Below are 15,462 nucleotides of genomic sequence, written 5' to 3'. Positions count from 1 at the left end.
AAGTGTAGACACCCCGCTGTTAAAAAAAGTAAGTGGCATCGCAACGCCGCAGGCAGTCATTGCAGTTTGCCCTATAATATTTCCCGCAAAGATTCCATCCATTAGTGGATAAAGACCTATTACTATCATTCCGATAACCGCCGGAATAGATAGCTGAAATAGTAAATCTATTGGTCTTTTGATCAATAGTTGTTCTTTCATATCTTGTTTCATTCTTTGTCCTCCCTTGTTTTGATTTATATTTTTATAGGCAATTATTTGTTTGATTGAAAAATTCCTTAATTGCCTTTATATTTTTTTCATTCTTACCACCGTGCCATTTTAATTTTCCATTCTCCATAAACATAAAATAATCACAACAACATTCTACTAATTCCGGATCATGTGTAATAATAAAAATAGTTTTTCCGTCCTCTTTAAGCCTCATCATTTCATTAGAAACTTCTTTCATATTCTTAAAATCCAAACCACTTGTAGGTTCGTCCAAAATCAGTATTGTCCTATCAGAAGCGATAGCACTTGCAATTGCAACCCTTTGTTTTTGCCCTCCGGATAATGACATTGGATGGCAATCTATAAAATCCATTAAATTTAACTTTTTACATATTTCATCGACCTTTTCTTCTTTATTTTCATCGTTCTCTATACTCAAAAGAATTTCTTCTTTAACTGATTCGGTAAATAATTGGTGATTAACATCCTGCATCACCATAAAACATTTTTTCAATCTTTCTTTTGTATCATAATTTTTTGTTTCTATCTTCAAGGTTCCTTTTGCTTTTTCTTCAACTCCACATAAGCATTTTGAAAAAGTTGATTTTCCAGAACCATTATTTCCTAAAACAGCCACAATAGATTTTTGAGGTAATACAGCATCATGAATTTCAAGAAACGGTTTTTTCCCATAACTAAACATAAAATCCTTAATCTCTATTTGTTCCTTAGATTCTATATTTTTCATACGGCTATTGGTGTCAATAGTGTGTATACTCCTTAATCCCATATCATTTAAAGTGCTATTAGACAATTCTTTGAACTCAACACAAGAAAATTCTTTGTTAATTTCCCCATCTTTCATATAAATAAATCTATCTGCAATATCTATTAAATATTGTAGTCTATGCTCTGCAATAACCACAGTTGACTTTTTTTCTTTCCATTTTTTTATGATATCTTTTAACATTTTTATAGTTTGTATATCTAAATTAGAAGATGGCTCATCTAATACATAGATTTCAGGCTCCATAACAGCAGCAGAAGCACAAGCAATTTTTTGTTTTTCTCCTCCTGACATAGAAAACAAACTCTTATCAAGCAAATCTTTTATATTTAATTCTTTTGTTACCTTGCCAATTCTTCTACAAATTTCTTCTCTTGAAATCCCAAAATTTTCACAGGCGAATGCAATTTCACTTGTTGAATCTACATTGAAAAATTGAGTTCTTGGATTTTGAAATACTGATCCTACATATTGACTCAATTCATTAATAGAGTTTTTAGAAATTTCATGTTCATTTACAATAACGCTACCAGTCAAATTTCCGGAATAATACCCGGGAATTAACCCATTTATCAACCTACTTATTGTAGTTTTTCCGCAACCGGACTCACCACAAAATACAACTACTTCACCAGCATTGATATTTAAATTAATATTATAAATTCCAGCATTCTTATTCCCGCTATCATAAGTAAATGACACGTCTTTAAATTCAATCAATGCTATCCCCTCCTATATAAAAATAGTCCTGTAAAGGCAATTGAAAAGAGTAAAATGAGCAAATCATATATAGTAAACTTTACTTTTACTACAGTAGTTCTCTTTTTCAAAGCTCCCAATCCTCTACTTATTGCCGCCGCCGACAATTCATCACCTATTTTTGCAATAGAAACGATTAAAGGTATTGTTACATATTCCAAGTATAAGCTTGGATTTTTCCACGCCTTTTTATTTTTAAAACTAATTCCTCTCATTTTCATAGCAGTCTTAATAGAGTTGTGTTCTTCTTTCAAAGTTGGAATAAACCTGAATGCAACTGCTGTTGGAATAATAAATGCATTGGGAATTTTCCACTTTACCATGGCTGCTATAAACTCGCTCGTTTTTGTGGACATTACAACATAATATCCCAACATAAAAATTGGAAATAGTCTTAAAATTAAGGCATTCAACAATACTGAAATTGTATTTATGAGTGTAGGCAATGTGTACATATCTTTCGTAAAGTGTGCCATAATAGCCAAGGTAAATAGCCCTCCATAAATGAAAGATATCTTAAATTGTTTATTAGATAATAATAATGCTATTGCCACAATGGCGGATATAAGGCTAACTAAAATATCCTTATATCCGACAGACATTATGGTTGTTATAAATATCATAAATAAAATTTTAGTACGAGGATCTAAGAAAAAGCCCTTTGGTTTATTCGGTTTGTATACCTCATACTCTTCCATTAAATGATACCCGCTCTCTCAAAGTGTTTCTTAAGCATTTTCCTCCCTAAATTTGCACCAATAACTGAGCCGATAAAAATAATTCCAAATGCAGCAATCCCCATCCAAGAAGGCATATATTTTGCGAGTGCAAGTGCATATTGTTCTCCCATTTGTTGCTTAACACCTTCCATATAGGTATCTGCCATTACCCACATTGGCATTTGACAACCTATCATTCCGCAAGAAAATAGCCAAAATCCAATAACATTCTTTTTAAAACTCTTAAAACCACCTGATTTCATAACCAGATCACTGATAATTCCAAATGGAATATATCCCACTAACGCTAACCATGTATAGCCCATAAAATACCAAAACACACCGATAATAATTGACATAATCGTAACCATGCCAAATTTTTCTACTTTAGTTAAAAACAACATAAAGGGAATTCCTGTGACTATAGGAATTAGAAGATAGATAGCTGGGTATAAGATAGGTATTGCATTCATCATCCCTATTACAAAAAACAGAACTAAATAAATAGCTGTATAAATTCCTACATTGATTAGATCTTTAGCTGACAATCCCTTTTTCATTTTTTTTTAATCCTCCTTAAATTAAAATAATATAAATCTACATGAGCTATATTTGAATAATTCTCATATAAATCATTTTCACTTATGACAGTTTCCAATTAACTGCCTTTTGTCGTGCCTCAACAAAATTTTTATAGATACCTTCTGCTTGAATTAGCTCTTCATGTGTGCCTTTTTGATTTATTTTTCCATTTGCTAAAACAAGTATTTGGTTTGCATTTTTTATTGTCTTTAGTCTGTGTGCTATCATTATTACTGTTTTATTTCTTGTGAGTTCCTCCATAGCAACCTGCAATTTATCCTCATTTTCAGGGTCTACATTTGCAGTAGCTTCATCGAAAATAATAATAGGTGCATTCTTTATCATTGCTCTTGCAATTGATATTCTTTGTCTTTCTCCACCAGATAAACTTGCACCTCCCTCTCCTATAACTGTTTCATATTGTTCAGGAAGCTTCATAATAAATTCATGACAACACGCTTTCTTTGCAGCTTCTATAACTTCATCATGTGTAGCATCTGGCTTGGCAAACTTTATATTGTTCTCAATAGTGTCTTGAAATAAATAAACATTTTGAAAAACCATACTAATTTGTCTCATTAATGACTCCAATGAATATTCTTTAATATTATGTTTACCTATGCTGATTTCTCCTTTCTCTACATCCCAAAATCTCGCTATCAAATTGCAAAATGTAGTTTTTCCAGCTCCTGAAGGTCCAACTATAGCTGTCATTTGGTTTTGTGGTATCTTGACAGAAATATCATCAAGGATTTTTTTGCCTGAATAAGAAAACTCTACATTATCAAAAGAAATATCGAAAGTAGTAGGCTTTATGTCTTTTCCATCAATATCCATCTGTGGAAATTTCTCTAACTTCTTTGTTTGCTCAATAGATCCACTAACAACTCTGAGAGAAGTTGTTGCACTTCCTGCCAATTTTATTTGAGAAAAAGCAAGAAAAGAAATTATAATCGTCATAACTGTATTTAAGAATGAGAGTTCTCCATTGATATAAAAGAAAATACCTGCACCTATTATCAAAATGCTAAACAAATCCAAAAGAATATTTTGCAAAATCGTATAAGGTGTAAACAGTTTTTCACAATCAAGATTTATTTTTCTACTATTTTCAATAGCACCTCTGACTTTTTCATCTCCTTTCCCTGTTAAATTGAAGGATTTTATAACAGACATTCCTCCAATTTGTTCTAAAATGGCATCAACTAATTTAGCAGATGCTTTTTGTCTTTTAGGAAGAACACTCCTTGATTTGCTTTCCATTTTTGAGAGAACAAATAAGTACAATAGGCATCCAATTGCAACAATAAAACCTATTCTCCACTCAAATGCTAAAATCATTATTGTAAATATTATCGTGTTTATAAAACCTGATAATGTATTTACCATAACCATTGCTGCGGTATTTTCTACATCTTCTAAAACAGTTGTAGAAATTCCAACCACTTCACCAATATTGTTTTCATTGAAAAATCCCATAGGTATTTTTTTTAACATTTCACCTATTGCTACTCTTTTATTTGCCACCATGAAATAACTTGCATGGCATTGCTGTAATTGTGAAAAATAATTTGTAACACTTCTTCCGATTATGCTAATAACAAGAAGTATTAACGCGATCCACGCGGGCATCATGCTCATGTCTTTTTGGACAATTGCTTTCACTATAAAATAAATAGCACTGATTTGAAGCATATGAAAAATCGCAAACAAAAAACTTACCCATATAGAGTGATATACATTTTTCTTTTCATCACCTGAGAAATCTAAAATCTTTTTTAAAGCACTTAACATTTCATCCCACCATCCTTTGTTCCTATATGAGCGTTCCACATATTTCGGTATAATTCACAACCTTTTAATAATTCATCATGCTTACCGTATGAAACAAGTTTTCCATTCTCAATTAAGAATATTTGTTCTGCATCTGTTATAGTTGATAACCTATGAGCAATAATAATCACCGTTTTATCTTTTATAAGCTTTGATAAAGCTTGCTTTATAATCACTTCATTTTCAGGATCTATATATGAAGTAGCTTCATCAAGTATTACAATAGGTGCATTTTTGAGCATTGCTCTCGCTATTGATATTCTTTGCCTTTCTCCACCAGAAACATGGCTCCCACTACTTCCGACAACCGTATCGTAACCATGTTCCATTTTCATAATAAAATCATGACAACCCGATTTCTTAGCAATGTCTTCTACTTCTTTATCACTGGCACTTGGATTACCCATTCGGATATTTTCCCTAATACTTTCGTTGAACAAAAAATTATCCTGCGAAACAAAGGCAGTTAAACTATATAATTGCTTTAATGGAATTTCATTAAGATTGTATCCACCAATATTTATATTTCCTTCCGTAATATCCCAATATCCAGCTATTAATTTTGCTAAAGTTGACTTGCCACTTCCACTTGGTCCAACAAAAGCCACTGTTGTCCCTTCTTTTATGTTTAGGGATATTCCATGAAGAATTTCTTTTTCTTCTTCATATCCAAACTTTACATTTTGTAAATCAATATTATATTGCTGGATAGTTACTTCTCTATCAGAATGCTTTTGTTCTTTTCCTTCTAAAATTAAGTTAATAGAATTAGCAATAGTTCCTATCTTAGCAAGACCATCAACAAAATTGATTGTTTCAAGTAAAGGTCCTGCAATACCTAAAGATAGAATAATTACAGATATAAATACTTCTGCACTTAAACTGCCGCTAATGTAGAAATACCAACCAAATGGAAGCACTGTTATCATTGTAGTAGGAGATATATTTTTAGATAAAGATACAGGTAACTGACAGCTCTTCATCCATTCATAAAAGTATCTTGCATTTGCAATGACTTTATCTTTGTACTTTGCGTACGATCTCTTGTCTTGATTAAATGTTTTTATCACTTCTATTCCATTGACGTACTCAATAATTGCAGAATTCATTTCTCGATTTACCTTTACAGATCCTTCATATTGAACAGCATAATTTTTCATTACGAGTCCCATAAAAAGCATTCCCACAGGAATGGATACTAATGATAAAAGAGCCATTCTCCAATCAAGAAATAATAAGTAAATAAATATACTCAAAGAACCTAAGAGATTCGATGTCATTTCAGGCAACAGGTGAGCGAGCGGTTTCTCCATACTTTCAACCTGATCCACTATAATCTGCTTAAAGTTTCCGCTTGGAACAGAGATTATTTCTCCTAATGGCATCTTTGGAAGTTTTTCAAGCATTCTTAAACGAACATCTTTCAGTACACTAAAAGTTGCTTTATGGGATACAGATAAAGCCATAGAGTATAAAAATGATTTTAAGATGTAGGATAACAATCCTATTCCTAACCATAAAGAATAAATTTTAAAATCCTCATTTCCCTTTAACAATTCAACTAAAATACGACTTGCTGCAATATATGGAATAATCCCTGCAATAACACCGATACTCGCTATAAATACAGATGTTTTTAACTTTGAATGTTCCTTTTTTGCAAGCTCCCACAATATAGTAGCAGGACTTTTTTGTTTCATAATCAACACCTCCAAATAAAATAACTTAATTAGCTAACTTAGTTATCTTTATTTTAAAAAATATAAGGGCGCTTAATACCCTTTCCCTTATATTTAAAAACCTCGTAATTTCTCCCATCCATCATAAAAAAACTTCGAAACTATTCTTGTGTTTAACTTTACTTCTTCTTCTGTTTGAGAATGTATTATAATTTCACACAATGCATTAATATAAGCATGGTTTAACAAATGCATTGCATTTTTAGGGACTTCTGATTTTATATTCTTTTTCTTTGAAATAATATGAAACGCTTTATGTCTATTTATATCTTCCTTTTCCACAAGAAGCTCTATATAATTATCATATTTCGTACCATATGATTTATATATTAAAAGATTAAATAAATCTTTTTTGCTAAACATATATAATGCAGATTCAATTGACCCTTCAATGTTAATTTTTGATAAATCTTCTCCACAATTTTTTTCTATATTTTGAAAAGATTCCTCTTCAAACTTGTTATAAAAACCCAAAAGTTCTTTTGCCAATGGATCAACTAAACTGATAAATAAATCTTCTTTGTCATTAAAATGCCTGTAAAAAGCACCCGTTGTAACTCCAGCATCTTTACAAATTTTTCTTAAATTAGCTCGTTCATATCCATCCTTCAAAAAATTCGCTTTACCACTATCCATGATTTTTTTATGTGTAAGCTCATATCCATTCAAATCTGCCATTACTCTGCCTACTTTCTCTTTACTGATCAATTTCCCGCCTCATCTTGATAACTTAGTTATCATTTTAATATTGTCGATCATGTATGTCAAGTATTTTCTGGAACTCTAATAAAAAAAATGGTACAATAAATACAAATAGTTTTATACACGCTTAATGCTTGCTACTCTAATTATTCTTTTGTAGCTTTTGTAGCTTTTGTAGCTTTTGTAGCAAGCACAGTAAGTGTACGGACACTTACGGAAAATTGACGAAGCAGCCCTTGGGGATCTGCTTCTTTTTTTATCAATTTTTAGATTGTTAGGGAGAACCCTAAGACCCCGAAATACATTCAAAGGAGGAACTAACTATGGCAAATAGATTAAGAAACGAAAGACTTGAAATTAAACTAACTGAAGAAGAAAAGGCTCTTTTTGAAGAGAAAAAAAGACTTGCGAAGTGTAGAAACATGAGCCATTTCATCCGCAAATGCGTTTTGGAAAAGGAAATTTATCAAGTGGATTTAGAGCCTTTCAGAGATTTACAAGGCTTACTTTCTAATGCAACAAACAACATCAATCAGATTGCAAAGCGAGTAAATTCGACAGGTGTAATCTACAAAGAGGACATAGGTGATATAAAAAAAGAGATTGAACATTTCTCAAAAGAGCTGTGGCAAATTCATTCACTACTTCTGAAAAGAACATCTGAAACGGAAGGTGAATAATAATGGCTATTACAAAAATACACCCAATAAAATCGACTCTTAATCTTGCTATCGACTACATTGTAAATGGAGATAAAACAGACGAGCAGCTTTTAGTAAGCACTCATAAATGCCACGAATCAACTGCTCACACTCAGTTTTTAAGGACACGAAATGACGCAGGAACAAAAGGAACCGTTCTTGCAAGACATCTCATTCAATCCTTTTTACCGGGAGAAACAAGCCCTGAATTGGCTCACCAGATTGGTATGGAGCTGTGTAAAAAGATACTCAAAGAGGAGTACGAATTTGTCTTATCTACTCACGTAGATAAGGGGCATATCCACAATCACATCATCTTCAATAATGTAAATATGGTAACAGGTAGGTGCTACCAGTCTAACAAGAAAAGTTACCACCAAATCCGTTATCAGAGTGATAAACTCTGCAAAGAAAATAACCTATCCGTTATTGACGAGTTTTACGAAAGCTATAAGAAAAAATACAAGACTAACGGTAAATCTTGGTATGAAAATGAACAGGCAAAACATGGCACTTCTTGGAAAAGCAGGCTTCAATTTGACATTGACAGAATGATAAAACAGTCAAAGGACTGGGACGAATTTTTAAAGAAGATGGCTGATCTTGGCTATGAAATCAAATACGGTAAGCACATTGCTTTTAAGCCAAAAGATAAGGCGAGATTTACAAGGACTAAAACAATCGGAGAAGATTATACCGAAGAAAGATTAAAAGAACGCATTACAGAAAGAGAGTTTATCAAGACTCCTGCCGTCAAAAAACGCATCAGCAATGTTATTGACATGAACACCAATGCAAAGGTAAAGGAAAGCAAAGGCTACGAATATTGGGCAACCAAACATAACCTTCATACAATGGCTGAGTCTGTTATTTATATCAGAGAACATGGCATTAAATCCGTTAAACAGCTTGACGAGTATATTCAAAAAGCAGCTGATGAAAGGCAAAATATACAAGAGAAAATCAAGTCTATTGATAAGGAAATGCAGAAGCTTTCCACCACTATGGAGCAAGTTCATACCGTTAAAAAATACAGAGCGTGCTACAAGGAATATACTGCTAATCCGTCTGACAAGGCATTTTTTGAAGAGTACAAAGCTCAGATTACCCTATATGAAAATGCTCTCTCAGAGCTTAAAAAATCCTATTCCAAACTCCCAAATTCAAAGGATATTTTAGCTGAACTTGATAAATTACAAGAAAAAAAGAACACCCTTATGCAAGAGTATTCTTCCTCAAAATCCACTATGGACGAGCTTTATAAGATACGAAAAAATTACGGAATCTACATGGGTAAGGAGATGGAGAGATAATCTTTATCTCCTTTTTTCGCAAATAAAAAAAGAGTCGGTGCAGTCCCAAGACCACACCGACCATAAATTTATCTCTCAGCTTCTTTTGATGTTTCTTTCTTTTCTTTAGGCTTTTCCTTATCTTCAGCCTGATATTTTTTGATAGCTCCAAGCACAGACTCTTTCTTTTCATCTCGACCTTTCATCTGTTCTTTTGCCTTTAAAAGCTTTGAAGAAAGTATCCTGATGTTAGTATGTTCCTTGCCGTTATCGTCAACGGAAGTTCTGATCTGTCCAAAGAGTTTTACAAAATCTCCCTGCTTAAAGTCTTTTGGAATATCACCCTTTTCTCCGTATGCGGAGCAATTATGATATACCTTATTGCCCTCATCATCTTTAGATGCCACAGAGAAGTTTACTACTTGAAAGGCTTCGCCGTTCTTATTTTCCCTTTCAACTACATCGATCTTTCCTACAATATTTCCAACGATATTGACAAGATTATCTTTCTCCTCTTGAACATAAGGAAGATTTTTAATCTGCCCCTGTTCTCTTAAATCTTCAATCATGTAATCAAATTCCTCATGCAGTAAATTAACGGTGTCATTGTCCATATAAGCCTCATAGAGCTTATCCAAAGCACTTTCATCGTTGATACCTTTTTCCATGCTGATAACCGCCTTAACAAAGTCCTTGTGATTATCACTTACCATATCTTCTATCTGATTTCTCATTGTTTTGTAATCCATGTTTTATCTCCTTTCATGGTAAAAGGGAGGTTTCCCTCCCTTATCGTACATATTCCTGTTCTTTTGCAGTTTGTTTTTCTTCTGTTTTACTTTCTTCCTGATAGGCTCTTATCTGTCCTAAGATAGATGGTTTATCACCCGTTTTCTGTGTGGCTTCCTCTTTGGTATGCAAATTATCTTCAACATCATAGGTTGACTCAAAATAATCGCTGTCCTTAAAGTCATTGTCGTATCTGTCAGCAATTCCATCATTATCAAGGTCTTTAGAAAGTGGATCATAGAAGTTACCTTCATCATCAATGTCCAGTCCCAGAGCTGCCTTTAAGTCCTCGGAATCCACATAGACTAAATCTTCAAAAGAGGATAGCTCTATTTCATTTTTCATATTCCTTAGAGCTTCATTTTCTCCTTTGTTTTCATAATCAAAACTCTCCGTTTTAATCGGTATATCTTCAATATACTGTGTCCATGTCTTATCCTCTAAGTTAAGCTCATATTGGATGCTGTGTCTTTCGTCAGGTGTATTGGTATAGGCGATGCCGATGTGCTTTAGATCAGGATATAGAGTATCAAACTCATCATAACTATGATTTTCTTCATACTCTCTGTTGCAGAAGTCAATGATGGCTCGTTTTACATCTTCTACAAGGGGATTATCATTTCTCTTTTCTTCCACTTCTCCCATATCAAGGAGCTTATTCAGTTCTGCCAAGCGAAGCACATTATCCTTTAGTTCATCAGCTTTTTCAAAAGGCTTTTGTAATTCCTCTTTGGCATTTTCAAGCTGTTCTTTTGTGCCGAGGAGCTTTTCTTCAAGCCTCTTTAATTTCTCAGGCATTTTCTCAAGAGCATTATCAAACCTTGTAATATTACCGTCCGCACTCGTTCCAAGCTCTCCTGAATGCTTTGCAGCACCGTTTAAGCTGAAGTTATGCTCATTGGTGAAGAAGTTGTAGCTTACCTCTAAGTCCATGTTTCTATACTTACCGATAACCTTGCTTTCATTGATTTTCACTTTAGAAATAGCTTCAAGCAACTTTTCTCCGGCTAACTTTTTATCTAATATCTTCTCACCACCGATAGTAATAGAAGTAAACTTTTCCTCTCCTTCAGCTTTTGCTTCTACATCTTTAATATCTTTCTTTACAGCCTCAATGAGTTTTTCTGTCCTTGCAATTTCTTCCGGATAGTTTTTAGCAACCTTATCCTCTAATCTGTAACGGTTGGACTTATAGTTTGCTTCAAGCATTTTAAGTTTTGTAACCTCATTATCCAAATCCATCTTTTCCTTAATCTTCGGATCACCTGTAGCAAGGGCTTTAATCTCTGCATAGTTTAAGCTGCTTTCGTCCACATCTTCCGCCACTCTGACAGGTGTTTTACTTGTCATAATCTGAGAAATGAACTTCTGTTTATTCTCGATGGTCTGCCAAAGGTACGCATCAAAGGTATTCTCCGTTACATATCTGTATATGCTGACTTCTTTGTTTTCATTTCCCTGTCTTACAATTCTGCCCGCACGCTGCTCAAGGTCGGCAGGACGCCATGGGACATCTAAATCATGAAGTGCAATCAGCTTGTTTTGCACATTCGTTCCGGCTCCCATTTTCTGTGTAGAACCCATCAAAATACGAATTTCGCCTTTTCTTACCTTTGCAAAGAGTTCATCCTTTTGCTTATCGGAATTTGCTTCATGGATAAAGGCTATTTCTTCTTTCGGTATTCCCATTGCCACAAGTTTTTCTCTAATATCATCGTAAATATTAAACGCTCCATCTCCTTTTGGAGTTGACATATCGGAGAAAAGAAGCTGTGTGGACTTATTTTCTTTTGTCTTATCCCAAATGGAAAAGACATTTTTCACGCACACATTGACCTTGCTGTCAGGATTATCCGGAAGCAGTGGATTGATTAAACGCTGATCTAAGGCGAGTTTCTTGCCGTCATTAGTAATCTTCAGCATATTATCTTCGTCAGGCTCTACTACCCTGTTTCTCACATCATCAGCTCTTTCCGATAAGCTCTTTAGGATTACCTTTTGCTCCTCACTTGGCAAAGTTTTAATAACTTCATAGTGTGCTTCAGGTGTTGGAAGATTTAGCATATCTGCTGTCTGAATATCCGCAACTTCTTTAAACATAGACATTAGTTCAGGAAGGTTATAGAACTTGGAAAATCTTGTCTTTACTCTATACCCTGTTCCCTCCGGAGACAATTCAAAAGCTGACTGCGTTTCACCAAAAGTAGAAGCCCAGCTATCAAAATGCTCCAAATTATTCTTTTTAAGGCTTTCATACTGAAGATAACGCTGCATAGTATAAAGCTCTGTCATCGAGTTACTGACAGGCGTTCCTGTGGCAAAGACAATTCCTTTTCCACCTGTCATTTCATCCATGTATCTGCACTTCATAAACATATCGGAGGACTTAAAGGCTTCAGACTGTCCAATACCTGCTACATTCCTCATTTTTGTGTAAAGGTATAGATTTTTGTAATTATGTGCCTCGTCAATAAAGAGCTTATCTACACCTAATTCTTCAAAGGTAATGACATCATCCTTCTTAAAATCATCGTTTAACTTTTCAAGCCTTGTTTCAAGTTTCTTCTTTGTCTTTTCAAGCTGTTTTACCGTAAAGTTTTGGTTTCTGTCATGCTTATATTCTTCTACATAGTTTATAATTTCATCAATCTGATCCTGAATATGCTTTTCCTGATATTCCTTACTCATCGGAATTTTTTCAAACTGCGTATGCCCGATTACAACGGCATCATACTCTCCTGTGGCAATTCTTCCGATAAATCTTTTTCTATTTTTCGGCTCAAAATCTTTCTTATCTGCAACCATAATGTTAGCTGACGGATATAGCTGCATAAACTCACGACCGATTTGACCTGTTAAGTGATTGGGGACAACAAACAAGGACTTACTGCACATTCCAAGCCTTTTACTTTCCATCGCAGACGCCACCATTTCAAAGGTCTTACCACTACCTACCACATGGGCAAGCAAGGTATTTCCTCCATAAAGGCTTCTTGCTATGGCATTTCTTTGATGAGATCTTAAATCAATTTCTGTGGTCATTCCCTCAAGGGAGAGCTTGCTGCCGTCATATTCTCTGTTACGGATAGAGTTAAAACGCTCGTTATATATCTTTACAAGACGGTTTCTTCTTTCCTGATCGTTAAATATCCAGTTCTTAAATTCTTCTTTTAGAAGCTCCTGTTTCTGCCCTGCAAGAAGCGTTTCCTTTTTATTTAATACAGAAGTTTTCGAGCCGTCCGGATTTACAATCTGATCAAATACCTTTGTTTCTTTTAAATTTAGAGCATCTTCAATCAGCTTATAGGCATTTACCCTTGAGGTGCCGTAAGTCATCTCTGCAAGGTCATTTCCTCTATCCCTGCTCTTTCCTTCTACATTCCATTCGCTTGTCAGATTTGAAAATTTAACCTTAATATCCCATTTGGCATATCCCGGAGTTTTAAGCGTTTCAAAGATGAATTTTTCAATATCCTTAATCGGTATCCAAGTAGCTCCGAGTCTTACATTGATTTCACTTGCTTCAAGCTCTTTTGGAAGAACTTTTATTAGCTCTGCCTTTTGGTATTCCAAACGGTTCATCTCATAGCTTATCAGCTCTTTTTCTTTGCCATCTTCCGCATAGCCAAGATGAGGCAACTCTCTTTCCGTTTGTCTTAGCTTTGCAAGATAGCTGTCTACAATAGCAATCTTATCTCTGATATTTCCGCTTAGGTACTCATTCTTTGTTACATAGCCGTACTTATATGAATTACTGCCGTTTGCACAGGCAAAAGGTAAATCTCCATCTTCAAGGTTAAAAGACAATGGTCTATAAAAGTTTTGTTCTTCTCTGATGTTTAGATAGATTTCCCCTCTAAGTTCTTCTATCAAAGTCGGTCTGTCTTTTCCTGTAAGGCTTCCCATATACTCAAAATCCACATATCCTTTTTCTGATACCGATAAAACAAGAGCTTCAAGGGAAGTGTCTACATGGTCGATAACCTTCGCCTTTGTGATTGTTCGCTTGGAGAAAATATCTCCCTTTGCTTTGAAGTTTTCTTCTTCATCAAGGATTTCAATGGAAGAAACAAGCGGGAAGTTGCTATCCTCTTTTAAGGCTCTGGTATTAGAAAGGTTGTTGACATATCCATGCTTCTTAGAAAAGCTGTCATAAATTTCATTTAGTTTTTCCTGAGCTTTCTTTACTTCATCATCTGAAAAATCTTCTTTCTGTTTGTAAATAACGTCCTTTAAGGCAGCATTTAACTCAAGATAGTCCTTAATCTTTTCCTTGTTTTTATCCGTTACTTCTTTCTTTACAAACAGGGAGTTTTCTCTGTAATAAACTTCATCATCAATAATGGTGTAGGAGAAATTCTTGACATCGTCCGTTGCGGGTATTGTGCTGATTTCATCATCAAGTAGCTCTATTTCTTCATAATTAGCATTTTTAGCGATTTCTTCGCTTGCTTTTGTCAGTAGCTCCTTTAAGTCTGTGTTTTCTTTTGGCAGGCAAGCTATTGTATTCCCAAATCTTCCGGATATTTCTTCCATAGAACCAAGCACCTGTTCAGGATGATCAACAAAGTATTTGTTATATAAAAGCCCGTTTTCATCTTCAGCAAGGTGAATCCAATCCTCATCCCTTTCTCTGATACTGTCCCTTTTCTTTAGGAAGATAATATCTGAGGTTACTTCTGTTCCTGCTACGCCCTTAAAGGTATCGTTCGGAAGTCTTATCGCTCCTAAAAACTCTGCTCTTGCTGCAAGGTAGCGTCTTACACTTTCGTCCTTTTTATCCATCGTTCCGCTTGATGTAATAAAGGCAATAATACCTCCGTTTCTTACTTTATCAATGGACTTGGCAAAGAAATAATCATGGATAAGGAAGTTATTTTTGTTATACTCCCTGTCATTTACCTTATATTCTCCAAAGGGTACATTGCCGATAATCGCATCAAAGAAGTTATTTGAAAAGGAAGTTTCTTCAAGCCCCTTAATCTGTATATCACTTTCAGGGTATAAGAGTTTTCCAATTCGACCGCTTACTGAGTCAAGCTCTACACCATAAAACTTAGACTTGTTCATTTCATCAGGGATATTGCCTATAAAGTTCCCTATTCCCATACTTGGCTCTAAAATGTTTCCCTGTTTAAATCCCATATCCAAAAGTGTCTTATACACTCCGTCAATCACTGTTTTCGGTGTGTAAAAGCTCGTTAAAGTAGATTCTCTTGCAGCTTCATATTCTGCCTGCGATAAGTTCTCTTTTAGAAAGCTCCTTACTTCTTTCCACTGTCCGCCTTTTTCTTCATCGAATACATCAGCAAGTCCTCCCCAGCCAACATACCTTGCTAAAACTTT

The 15,462-nt window shown here is 34.5% G+C and carries 10 protein-coding genes and 1 pseudogene; 2 read left to right on the top strand and 9 right to left on the bottom strand.

Annotated elements, in window-relative coordinates:
• The 7 genes and pseudogenes from HMPREF1253_RS02000 to HMPREF1253_RS01970 all read right to left on the bottom strand — a co-directional run.
• Window positions 1–213, bottom strand: a pseudogene (locus HMPREF1253_RS02000) (MATE family efflux transporter); the annotation flags it as partial.
• Between the two features lie 31 nt (window positions 214–244).
• Window positions 245–1,720 carry an ABC transporter ATP-binding protein gene (locus tag HMPREF1253_RS01995; protein WP_000569070.1) on the bottom strand — a complete coding sequence of 492 codons (1,476 nt, stop codon included), beginning with the start codon at window positions 1,718–1,720 and terminating at the stop codon, window positions 245–247.
• Between the two features lie 2 nt (window positions 1,721–1,722).
• Entirely contained in the window at window positions 1,723–2,457 is a 735-nt protein-coding gene (locus HMPREF1253_RS01990) for an energy-coupling factor transporter transmembrane component T (protein ID WP_000393369.1), read from the bottom strand.
• Window positions 2,457–3,038, bottom strand: a complete 582-nt coding sequence (locus HMPREF1253_RS01985) for an MptD family putative ECF transporter S component (protein ID WP_000715596.1) — start codon at window positions 3,036–3,038, stop codon at window positions 2,457–2,459. The genes HMPREF1253_RS01990 and HMPREF1253_RS01985 overlap by 1 nt, the downstream gene beginning before the upstream one ends.
• Window positions 3,039–3,120: 82 nt before the next feature.
• The gene (locus HMPREF1253_RS01980; protein WP_000947369.1) at window positions 3,121–4,854 is read right to left on the bottom strand and encodes an ABC transporter ATP-binding protein; all 1,734 of its coding nucleotides are present in this window, start codon (window positions 4,852–4,854) and stop codon (window positions 3,121–3,123) included.
• On the bottom strand, window positions 4,848–6,593 hold the full coding sequence (locus HMPREF1253_RS01975) for an ABC transporter ATP-binding protein (protein ID WP_000810928.1): 1,746 nt from the start codon (window positions 6,591–6,593) through the stop codon (window positions 4,848–4,850). Before HMPREF1253_RS01975 ends, HMPREF1253_RS01980 begins: the two co-directional genes overlap by 7 nt.
• Window positions 6,594–6,686: 93 nt before the next feature.
• Window positions 6,687–7,310: a TetR/AcrR family transcriptional regulator gene (locus HMPREF1253_RS01970; RefSeq protein WP_002416364.1), complete on the bottom strand. Its 624-nt coding sequence runs from the start codon at window positions 7,308–7,310 to the stop codon at window positions 6,687–6,689.
• Window positions 7,311–7,657: 347 nt separating this feature from the next.
• On the opposite strand from HMPREF1253_RS01970, the gene mobC reads away from it, so the two are divergent.
• Both mobC and HMPREF1253_RS01960 read left to right on the top strand, forming a co-directional pair.
• A complete protein-coding gene (gene mobC / locus HMPREF1253_RS01965) occupies window positions 7,658–8,014 on the top strand; it encodes a plasmid mobilization relaxosome protein MobC (protein WP_000013547.1) in 357 nt (118 codons plus the stop codon).
• Window positions 8,015–8,016: 2 nt separating this feature from the next.
• Entirely contained in the window at window positions 8,017–9,348 is a 1,332-nt protein-coding gene (locus HMPREF1253_RS01960) for a relaxase/mobilization nuclease domain-containing protein (protein ID WP_023055082.1), read from the top strand.
• Between the two features lie 68 nt (window positions 9,349–9,416).
• Here the strand turns inward: HMPREF1253_RS01960 and HMPREF1253_RS01955 are convergent, their stop codons facing one another.
• Both HMPREF1253_RS01955 and HMPREF1253_RS01950 read right to left on the bottom strand, forming a co-directional pair.
• Window positions 9,417–10,076, bottom strand: a complete 660-nt coding sequence (locus tag HMPREF1253_RS01955) for a single-stranded DNA-binding protein (protein WP_000384996.1) — start codon at window positions 10,074–10,076, stop codon at window positions 9,417–9,419.
• 40 nt (window positions 10,077–10,116) lie between these two features.
• Window positions 10,117–15,462 (bottom strand): helicase-related protein (locus HMPREF1253_RS01950; protein ID WP_023055080.1); only part of this gene is annotated, 5,346 nt, incomplete at its 5' end.

Origin of the sequence: Peptoniphilus sp. BV3C26, assembly GCF_000478985.1 — a bacterium.
In the GTDB taxonomy this organism is placed as follows: Bacteria; Bacillota; Clostridia; order Tissierellales; family Peptoniphilaceae; genus Peptoniphilus_B; species Peptoniphilus_B koenoeneniae.
Note: the sequence above shows the minus strand (reverse complement) of the source record. Positions and strands in the feature narration are given on the sequence as shown.